The organism is Actinomadura formosensis NBRC 14204 (assembly GCF_001552155.1).
GTDB classification, from domain to species: domain Bacteria; phylum Actinomycetota; class Actinomycetes; order Streptosporangiales; family Streptosporangiaceae; genus Spirillospora; species Spirillospora formosensis.
Window position 1 is genome coordinate 25,485 of record NZ_BCQQ01000078.1, and the last position, 9,106, is coordinate 34,590.

At 73.7% G+C, this 9,106-nt stretch carries 9 protein-coding genes and 1 pseudogene; 6 read left to right on the top strand and 4 right to left on the bottom strand.

Annotated features, from left to right (window positions below):
- The first annotated feature begins 134 nt into the window (after positions 1–134).
- Complete coding sequence (locus AF1_RS20375) at positions 135–1,943, top strand: AMP-binding protein (RefSeq protein WP_242608796.1); 1,809 nt, start codon at positions 135–137, stop codon at positions 1,941–1,943.
- Here the strand turns inward: AF1_RS20375 and AF1_RS20380 are convergent.
- Complete coding sequence (locus tag AF1_RS20380) at positions 1,940–3,115, bottom strand: sensor histidine kinase (protein ID WP_067801498.1); 1,176 nt, start codon at positions 3,113–3,115, stop codon at positions 1,940–1,942. The genes AF1_RS20375 and AF1_RS20380 overlap by 4 nt on opposite strands.
- A 5-nt stretch (positions 3,116–3,120) precedes the next feature.
- The gene (locus tag AF1_RS20385) at positions 3,121–3,783 is read right to left on the bottom strand and encodes a response regulator transcription factor (protein ID WP_067801501.1); all 663 of its coding nucleotides are present in this window, start codon (positions 3,781–3,783) and stop codon (positions 3,121–3,123) included.
- Between the two features lie 134 nt (positions 3,784–3,917).
- Here AF1_RS20385 and AF1_RS20390 point away from each other — a divergent pair, with 134 nt between their 5' ends.
- The 5 genes from AF1_RS20390 (at position 3,918) to AF1_RS20410 (ending at position 7,820) form a co-directional block, all read left to right on the top strand.
- On the top strand, positions 3,918–4,433 hold the full coding sequence (locus tag AF1_RS20390) for a hypothetical protein (protein WP_131732612.1): 516 nt from the start codon (positions 3,918–3,920) through the stop codon (positions 4,431–4,433).
- Positions 4,430–5,476: a peptidoglycan-binding protein gene (locus tag AF1_RS20395; RefSeq protein WP_067801481.1), complete on the top strand. Its 1,047-nt coding sequence runs from the start codon at positions 4,430–4,432 to the stop codon at positions 5,474–5,476. The genes AF1_RS20390 and AF1_RS20395 overlap by 4 nt, the downstream gene beginning before the upstream one ends.
- Positions 5,473–6,189: an ABC transporter ATP-binding protein gene (locus tag AF1_RS20400; RefSeq protein WP_242608798.1), complete on the top strand. Its 717-nt coding sequence runs from the start codon at positions 5,473–5,475 to the stop codon at positions 6,187–6,189. The genes AF1_RS20395 and AF1_RS20400 overlap by 4 nt, the downstream gene beginning before the upstream one ends.
- A complete protein-coding gene (locus AF1_RS20405) occupies positions 6,186–7,379 on the top strand; it encodes an ABC transporter permease (RefSeq protein ID WP_067801483.1) in 1,194 nt (397 codons plus the stop codon). The genes AF1_RS20400 and AF1_RS20405 overlap by 4 nt, the downstream gene beginning before the upstream one ends.
- Before the next feature lie 78 nt (positions 7,380–7,457).
- On the top strand, positions 7,458–7,820 hold the full coding sequence (locus AF1_RS20410) for a hypothetical protein (RefSeq protein WP_067801486.1): 363 nt from the start codon (positions 7,458–7,460) through the stop codon (positions 7,818–7,820).
- On the opposite strand, the gene efeU is transcribed toward AF1_RS20410, so the two are convergent.
- Together efeU and AF1_RS35265 are read right to left on the bottom strand one after the other, a co-directional pair.
- Positions 7,817–8,680, bottom strand: coding sequence for an iron uptake transporter permease EfeU (gene efeU / locus AF1_RS20415; RefSeq protein WP_067801489.1), 864 nt, complete (start codon positions 8,678–8,680; stop codon positions 7,817–7,819). The two genes, AF1_RS20410 and efeU, sit on opposite strands and share 4 nt — an antisense overlap.
- 87 nt (positions 8,681–8,767) lie before the next feature.
- Positions 8,768–9,106: pseudogene (locus AF1_RS35265) on the bottom strand (ribonuclease D); the annotation flags it as partial.

The window sequence follows — 9,106 nt, forward strand, 5'->3', positions numbered from 1 at the left end:
GGCGGCACGAGTACCCGCGCCAACGATGCTACTTGTTGGTAACCCAGAACGCTACTCGTCAGTAACCACTGACGTGGAGGTGCCCTTGTTCGGCCGGGGACCTGTGGGTACCGTGATTCGGGAGGAGGCGGAGTGTGACGCACGCGAAGCCCGCGTACCGGCCGGGGATGCGCCGGCGGATCGGCCACATCCGCGACCTCACCGCGCTGCTGCTGCGAACCGGGCTGCTGTTCGACGGCGGGCCGCGCCGCCTCGTCCGGCAGATGGGCACGCTGCGGCGCTGGGGGACCACGCTCGCCGGGCTCGTCGCCTCGTCCGCCGCCCGCTCCCCGTCCCGGCCCGCGCTGATCGACGACGAGGGCGTGCTGACGTTCGCCGAACTGGACGAGCGAGCCGCCCGCCTCGCCGCCGGGCTGCCCCTGCACGGCCCCCGCCCGCGCGTCGGCGTCCTGTGCCGCAACCACCGGGGCATGGCGCTGACGCTCGTCGCCTGCTCACGGCGCGGTGCCGAGGTCGTCCTGCTCAACACCGGGTTCGGAGCGGGCCAGCTGCGCGCCGTGCTCGGCGAGCTGCGCCCCGCCGTCATCGTCATCGACGCCGAGTTCGCGCCGCTGCTCGCGAACGTCCCGCTCGCGCTGCGCCGGACCGTGCTGTGGGCCGACCGCCCGCCGCCCGCCGGGAACCCGCCCGCCGGGATGCCGCTCGCCGCCCCCGTACCCACCGCGACACTGCCGCCCCCGCCGCGTCCCCCCGTGGACGCGGCTCCCCGCCCGGCCGCCGGGACGGGCCGCGGCATCGAGGAGATCATCGCCTCGGTGCCCGCGTCCGACGCCGTCGCCGGGCCGCCGCAGATCCAGAGCCGGACCATCATGCTCAGCTCCGGCACCACCGGGCGCCCCAAGGGCGCCCGCCGCCCGCCCCGGCCCGGCCTGTGGCCGCTCGCCTCGATGACGTCCCGGATCCCGCTGCGCGCCGGGCAGGCGATGATCGTCGAGGCGCCGCTGTTCCACACCTGGGGGTACGCCGCGCTGCAGATGGCGTGGGCGCTGCGGGCGCCGGTCGTGCTGCACCGCCGGTTCGACCCCGAGCAGACGCTGCGGGCCATCACCTCCCACCGCGCCGCCGCCGTGTTCGCCGTCCCGGTCATGTGCCAGCGCATCCTGGAACTGGCGCCCGAGGTCCGCGACCGCTACGACACGTCCGCGCTGCGGATCTTCGCGCTGAGCGGTGCCGCGCTGCCCGGCGACCTCGCCACCCGGTTCATGGACGCGTTCGGCGACCGGCTCTACAACGTGTACGGGTCCACCGAGGCGTCGTGGGTGTCCATCGCGACCCCGCACGACCTGCGGCTCGACCCGCGCACCGCCGGACGCCCGCCGCGCAACACCGCGCTGGCGATCCTCGGCGCCGACGGCCGCCGGCTGGGCCGATCCACCCGCGGCCAGATCTTCGCCGCGAACGAGCTGCTGTTCGAGGGGTACACGGCCGGTGAGCCGATGGAGGTCCGCGACGGGCTCCTCGCCACCGGCGACCTCGGCCACATCGACCATCGCGGGCTGCTGTTCGTGGAGGGCCGCAGCGACGGGATGGTGGTGTCCGGCGGCGAGAACATCGTCCCGCAGGACGTGGAGGACGCGCTGCTCCGGCTGCCGGAGGTCCGCGAGGCCGCGGTCACCGGCGTTCCCGACGACGCGTGGGGGCAGCGGCTCGCCGCCTACCTCGTCCTGCGGCCCGGTGCCCGGCTCGACGCGGACGCCGTCCGCGCGTACGTGCACGCGCAGGTCGCCCGGTACGCGGTGCCGCGCGACGTGCACTTCATCCCCGAGCTGCCGCGCAACGCGACCGGCAAGGTCGTGCACCGCTGGCTGACCGCGCGCCCCGGCCGGACGCCGCCGGAGGGGCATGTCGCCTGGCCGCCGCCGGGCGCCCCCCGGCCGGGCTAGGCCGCGAGCGCGGGCCGCTCCGCGAGCGGCAGCCGGACGGTGATCGACAGGCCGCCGTCCGCGCGCGGGACGGTCTCGATCGTGCCGCCGTGCGCGTCCACCACCGCCCGGACGATCGACAGGCCGAGTCCGGCGCCGTCCTTCGACCCCGTGCGGTCGGCGCGCAGCCGCCGGAACGGCTCGAAGATCGTCGCGATCTCGTAGCCCGGGACGGCGCGTCCGGTGTTGACGACCTGGAGGAACGCCGCGCCGTCCCGGGTGCCGGTGCGGACCCAGATCCGGCCGTCCCGCACGTTGTACTTCACGGCGTTCTCCACCAGGTTCACCGCGCAGCGCTCCAGCAGGACCGGATCGCCGGTCACCGCGGCCGGCGCGAGCTTCGCCTCGACGTCCACCGCCGCCTCCTCGACCAGGTCGTCCAGCTGGTCGAGCGCGGCGCGGACCACGTCCGGCAGCGCGGTGCCGACGCGGGTGCCGAGCCCCCGTTCGGACTTGGCGAGCAGCAGCAGGCCCTCGATGAGCCGCTCGTGGCGGGCGGTGTTGCCGAGCAGGACGTCCGCGAGCGCCTTGGTCTCCGGCGGGTTCTTCCGGCTCGCGAGCGCCACCTCCAGGACCGTCCGGTTGATGGTCAGCGGCGTGCGCAGCTCATGCGAGGCGTTCGCGACGAACCGCCGCTGGGCGTCGAACGCGCGGTTCAGCCGGTCCAGCATCCGGTCGAACGTGTCGGCCAGGTCCTTGATCTCGTCCTGCGGACCGTCGAGCGCGATCCGCTCGTGCAGGTTGCTCTCCGACAGCCGCCGCGCCGTCGCCGTCACCTTGTGCAGCGGACGCAGCATCCGCCCGGCGACCACGTACCCGATCCCCACCGCGAGGACGCCGAGCACCAGCATCGTCACCAGGGAACTCTGCAGAAGCTGCTCCAGCACGTCGTGCTTCTGCTCGACGAGCCGCCGGTCGGCGTCGGCCTTCAGCTCCAGCAGCCGGCCGACGTCGCCGTTGAGCGCCAGCGCCCGCAGCCGTGCGAGCGTCGTCGCGTCGACGCCGCCGCTGCTCACCGAGAGCCGGTCGTCCATCGTCCGGACGGTCAGCAGGTACGTCACCGCGACCAGCACCGCCGACGTGACGAGGAACAGCGACCCGTACACCAGGGTCAGCCGCGTCCTGACGCTCAGCCTCTTCACCACGCCTCCAGCCGGTATCCCGAACCCGTCACCGTCTCGATCACGGGCGGCCCGCCCAGCTTGCGGCGCAGCGTCGCCATCGTCACCCGGACGATGTTGCTGAACGGGTCGATGTTCTCGTCCCACGCACGCTCCAGCAGCCGCTCGGCGCTCACCACGCCGCCCTCCGCCCGCATCAGCTCCTCCAGCACGGCGAACTCCTTGTTCGTCAGCCGCAGCTCCCGGCCGTCCCGCGCGACCCTGCGCCGATGGGGATCGAGCCTGATGCCGCGCCGCTCCAGCACGGGCGGCACCGGCGGCCCCGTCCTGCGCGCCAGCGCCCGCACCCGCGCGACCAGCTCGCTGAACACGAACGGCTTCGGCAGATAGTCGTCGGCGCCGAGCGACAGCCCGTCCACCCGATCGTCGACGTCGCCCGCCGCGGTCAGCATCAGGATGCGCCCGGAACCGCGCCGCTCCACCAGCTCACGGCACACGTCGTCGCCATGGACGGTCGGCAGGTCCCGGTCGAGGATCACCACGTCGTACTCGTTGTAGAACGCCCGCTCCAGCGCATCGTCACCGTCGTACACCACGTCGACGGCCATGGCCTCGTCGCGGAGCCCCTCGGCGATGGTGTCGGCGAGCACCCGCTCGTCCTCGACGATCAGAACACGCATGCCTCCGAGCATGACGCGCCGGACGTTAAACCCCGATAAGCACCACCCCACCGAACCCGTCTAATGCGGGTTTAACCCTTGGGGCGGTCTCATGGCTTTTCGCTGGGGCGGGTGGTCTCGGCGGAGAGGACGAGATGGGAATGCGCATGTGGGGTGCCGTGCTCGCGGTGCCGGTGGTCTTCGGGGTCGCGGCGTGCGGTGACGACGGCGGCGGGAGCGGGGTGGCGAGTGCCGGCGGGGCGGCGAAGGTGTCGGTGTCGGCGTCGCCCACCGGGTCGCTCTCGGCGGAGGACGCGCAGCTGAAGTTCGCGCAGTGCATGCGGGAGAACGGGGTGAACGTGCCCGACCCCGGCAGCGGGGGCGCCAGGGCGCGGCGGCTGGGCGAGGGGACCGACCGGGCGAAGCTGCAGGCGGCGCTGGAGAAGTGCAAGCAGTGGCTTCAGGCGGGCGGGAGCCTGCCGGACCTGACGGACCCGAAGGTCCGCGACCAGTACGTGAAGTTCGCGCAGTGCATGCGCGAGCACGGGGTGAACATTCCCGATCCCGGGTCGGACGGGCAGTTGACGATCCCCAAGGAGCGCGTCGACCAGGGCAAGACGGAGAAGGCGCGTGAGGCGTGCCGCGGCGACCTGCCGGGGTTCGGGCGGTGAGGCGGGTCGTGGCCGCGGGTGGCGCCGCCGTCGTGGTGGCGGCGGGCGGGGTGAGCGTCCTCGCCTGGACGGGGGACGGGGGCGAGGCGGAGGCCGGGCATGCGGCCCGGCTCGCCACCGCCGTGGTGAGCAGAGGCGACCTCGTCGACACCGAGAAGGTGGACGGGAGGCTCACCTACGACGACGTCCGTGAGGTGTGGACGGGGGCGTCCGGTGTCGTGACATGGGCGCCGGAGCAGGGCCGGACCGTCAGGCGGGGCGGAACGCTGCTGAAAGTGGCGGGCAGGCCGGTCACGCTGATGTACGGCGGCAGCCCGATGTACCGGACGCTGAAGAACGGCGACTCCGGCACGGACGTCCGGCAACTCGAAGACAACCTGCGGGCCCTCGGGTACGGGGGCATGACCGTGGACGGGGAGTTCACCGGCGCGACGGAGACCGCGCTCAGGGAGTGGCAGGACGACCGGGGCCTGCCCGAGACCGGCAGGGTCGACGCGAGCCAGGTCGTGTTCCTCGGCGGGGCCGTGCGGGTCAGGGACGTCAAGGCGCCCGAGGGGAGGCGCGTCGGCCGGGGGCAGCCCGTTCTCACCGTGGCCGGGACGAGGCGGGTCGTCCACGTCGACCTCGACGCGGACAAGCAGGACCTCGCGCAGAAGGGCGCCGAGGTCTCGGTGGAACTGCCCGGCGGCGCGACCGTCAAGGGGACGATCACCGGGGTCGGCGGTGTCGCGGAGCAGACCGGGGCCGGGCAGGACCGCAAGACCACCGTCGACGTCGACATCTCGATCGCCGGCGCCGGGACGGGGCGGCTGGACGAGGCGCCGGTCACCGTGGAAATGGAGAGCGAGCGCCGGGAGAACGTCCTGTCGGTGCCGGTGGAGGCACTGCTGGCGTTGCGGGAGGGCGGCTTCGGCGTCGAGGTCGTGGACGCCGCCGGCCGCCGCCTCCTCCCCGTGGAGACCGGTACGTTCGGCAGCGGACGCGTCGAGATCAGCGGGACCGGCGTCCGCGCGGGCATGAAGGTCGGGGTGCCCGCCGAATGAACACGCTGGGCATGGACGGGCAGGGCGCGAAGATCGTCGAGCTGTCCGGGGTGACCAAGGAGTACGCGGACGGTGTCACGGCGCTGAAGGGCGTCGACCTGGGGATCGCGCCGGGGGAGCTGGTCGCGATCGTGGGGCCGTCCGGGTCGGGCAAGTCGACGCTCCTGCACATGATCGGGACGCTGGACCGGCCGACCGGCGGCAGCGTGCGCGTCGCCGGGCACGAGGTCGCCGGGCTCACCGACCGGGAACTGTCGGCGCTGCGGGCCCGGCATATCGGTTTCGTGTTCCAGCAGTTCCACCTGGCCGCCGGTGTCACCGCGCTCGACAACGTCGCCGACGGCCTCCTCTACGGCGGTGCCAGGCTGAAAGAGCGGCGGGAGCGGGCACGGGCGGCGCTCGAACGCGTCGGGCTCGGAAACCGGACCGGGCACCGCCCGCACCAGCTGTCCGGCGGCGAGCAGCAGCGGGTCGCGGTCGCGCGGGCCGTCGCCCGCGAACCGGACCTCCTGCTGGCGGACGAGCCCACCGGCAACCTCGACTCCGCCGCCGGCGCCGGGGTGCTGGCCCTGCTGGACGAGCTGAACCGCGCCGGCACCACCGTCGCGATCATCACGCACGACCTGGACGTCGCGGCGGGGGCGCCGCGCCGGGTCAGGGTCCGCGACGGGCTGATCGTCGCGGACGAGCGGGCGGAGGTGGCCGGCCGATGAGGGCCGCGCTCGCACCCGCGCGGCTCGGCGCGAACGACGTCCTGCGCGTCGGGTTCGGCGGCCTTCGGGCCCGTCCGGCCAGGGTCGTGCTGTCCGCGCTCGGCATCGCGATCGGGATCGCCACGATGGTCGCGGTCATCGGGATCTCCTCGTCCGGCAAGGAGGACCTGCTGCGGCGGCTCGACCGGCTCGGCACGAACCTGCTGACCGTGAAGCCGGGCGACACCCTGTTCGGGGAGAAGGCGGAGCTGCCGGAGTCGGCGCCGCAGATGGTGCGGCGGATCGGCCCGGTCACCGCCGTGGGCGCGACGGGGTCGGTGGAGGCGACCGTCCGCCGCACCGACAAGATCCCGGACGAGGTCACCCAGGGCATCGCCGTGCAGGCCGCCACGACCGAACTGCTCGGCACGCTCGACGTGCGGACGGCGAGCGGACGCTGGCTGAACGCCGGCACGGAACGCTATCCCGGTGTCGTGCTCGGCGCCGAGGCGGCGCGGCGGCTCGGCCTGGACCGGGCGGGCGGCCAGGTGTGGATCGGCGGCCGGTGGTTCGTCGTCCTCGGCGTGCTGCGGCCCGCCGAGCTGGCGCCGGAGATCGACCGCTCCGCCCTCGTCGGCTGGGACGCGGCCCGCCGCTACCTCGGCTTCGACGGGCACCCCACGACGGTCTACGAACGTTCCACGGACGCGTCCGTGGACGACGTCCGCGACGTCCTCGCCCGTACGGTCAGTCCCGAGCGCCCCGAGGAGGTGGAGGTCAGCCGCCCCTCGGACGCGCTGGAGGCCAAGGCCGCGGCGGCGGGCGCGTTCACCGGCCTGCTGCTCGGACTCGGCGCGGTCGCGCTGCTGGTCGGCGGGGTCGGTGTCGCGAACACGATGGTGATCTCGGTGCTGGAGCGGCGCCGCGAGATCGGGCTGCGCCGCTCGCTCGGCGCGACCCGCGGCCAGGTGCGGACGCAGTTCCTCGCCGAGTCGCTGCTGCTGTCGGCGTTCGGCGGCGCCGCCGGGACGGTGCTCGGCACCGCCGTCACCGCCGGGTTCGCGCTGTGGAAGGGGTGGCCGCCGGTCGTGCCGGTGTGGGCGCTCGGCGGTGCGCTCGCCGCGACCCTGGCGATCGGCACGGTCGCCGGCCTGTATCCGGCGATGCGGGCCGCGCGGCTGCCGCCGACGACGGCGCTGGCGTCGGCCTGACACTGGTCACGCTCCGCCGGGCCGGTGCATGATTGTGACGCCGACGACGTCCCGCCTGGGGGAGGTGGCTCAACAGCCATGCCGGTGCCACGCCCGCTACGTGAGCGCTGCCGGGAGTTCCTCGGAATAGACGGAGAGATCCGCTACATCTTCCCCGCGATGGCCTACGGCGGCGGCGCGGGCTTCGTCTTCGTCGTCACCGATGACCAGGTCGCGGTGGTCTCCACCGGTTCGCTGAGCCGCAGCACCCCGCAGAGCGTCTGGGGCAGCTACCCGCGCGGCACCCGGATCGGGCCGGTGGAGACCGGCACCGGCGCGTCGTTCGAGTTCGCCGGCGCCGTCTTCGAGGTGGACGACGAGTACGTCCCGGTCGTCAACGCGGCCGACGCCGAGATCTTCGCCCGCGACAGCCTTCCCCGCGACCCTCTGCCCGACCTTTAGGACGTCGCCGCGGGCTCGGTGGCCGTGGCGGTGGCGGGCTTGGGCGGCGCCGGGTTGCGCAGGAAGAAGAACATCACCGGCACCAGGTAGGCGGCCCACATGGCCAGCTGCAGCCAGGTGATCTGCGGGGTGACGTTCAGCACGCCCTGGAACACCGTCTGCATCCAGTCGCCCGCGCCGCCGAACTTGGCGAACAACGCGTGCGGCTCCAGTGCGACGGAGTTCAGGCCGGGGAAGACCTCGGCCTCCTGCAGGTCGTGGAAGCCGTAGCCGAACACGCCCGCGGCGACGACGATGAGCGCGGCGCCCGTCCAGGTGAAGAACCGCTTCAGGTTGATCTTGAGGCCGCCGCGGTAGAGCAGGTAGCCGAGCGCGACGGCGACGGCGAGGCCGAGGAACGCGCCGATGATCGGCTCGGTGGAGCCGCCGGAGGAGTTGGAGATGTTCGTCCACAGGAACAGCGCGGTCTCCAGTCCCTCGCGTCCGACGGCGAGGAACGCGACGGCGGCGAGGGCGAGCGGCCCGACGCTGAGCGCGCCCTCCAGCTTGCCCTCCAGTTCCGCCTTCATGAAGCGGGCGGTCTTGCGCATCCAGAAGACCATCCAGGTGACGAGCCCCACCGCCAGGATCGACAGGACGCCGCCGAACAGCTCCTGCGTCTTGAACTGCATCTCCGAGGACGCGGCGCTCAACGTGATGCCGAAGGTGACCGCGAGCGCGATGGCGGCGCCGATCCCCGCCCAGACGGGGAGCAGGGCCCGGCGGTTGCCGGTCTTCACCAGGTACGCGATCAGGATGCTCACGACCAGGGCGGCCTCAAGCCCCTCGCGCAGCCCGATGAGGAAGTTGCCCAGTAGCATCGCCGCACTCCTCCGAATGGCACAGACCTTTTAGGCAAAGCTAACCTAACCCAGTCTGCGTCCGCCGGTCGCCCCCCGGCAAGTGCGTCAGAGCCCGCCTTTGCTTTCGAGGCGGAGGAACGCCTTGGCGAGCGGCTGGGCGGTCAGCTCCACCTGCCAGGCGCGGGCCCCGAGCTCGCGCAGCGCGGCGCCGATCGCGGACGCCGACGGCTCCGGCGGCGGCGTCCAGGCCAGCCGGCGGACGTAGTCGGGCTGGACGAGGTTCTCCGACGGCATCGAGTGCTCGTCGGCGAGCGCGGCGACGACGGCGCGGGCGGCGGTGAGCCGCCTGGCGGCCTCCGGGTCGCGGTCGGCCCAGCGGTGCGCGGGCGGCGGCCCGTCCCCGGGCAGGCTGGGCTCCGGCAGCGCCCGGTCGGGCAGCTCGCG

What these genes read in the sequence shown, in the direction of transcription:
- AF1_RS20385 (WP_067801501.1), bottom strand. Translation starts at nt 3,783, where the DNA reads ATGCGTGTTCTGATCGTCGAGGACGAGCGGGTGCTCGCCGACACCATC.
- AF1_RS20390 (WP_131732612.1), top strand. Translation starts at nt 3,918, where the DNA reads ATGGGAATGCGCATGTGGGGTGCCGTGCTCGCGGTGCCGGTGGTCTTC.
- AF1_RS20400 (WP_242608798.1), top strand. Translation starts at nt 5,473, where the DNA reads ATGAACACGCTGGGCATGGACGGGCAGGGCGCGAAGATCGTCGAGCTG.
- AF1_RS20405 (WP_067801483.1), top strand. Translation starts at nt 6,186, where the DNA reads ATGAGGGCCGCGCTCGCACCCGCGCGGCTCGGCGCGAACGACGTCCTG.
- AF1_RS20410 (WP_067801486.1), top strand. Translation starts at nt 7,458, where the DNA reads ATGCCGGTGCCACGCCCGCTACGTGAGCGCTGCCGGGAGTTCCTCGGA.
- efeU (WP_067801489.1), bottom strand. Translation starts at nt 8,680, where the DNA reads ATGCTACTGGGCAACTTCCTCATCGGGCTGCGCGAGGGGCTTGAGGCC.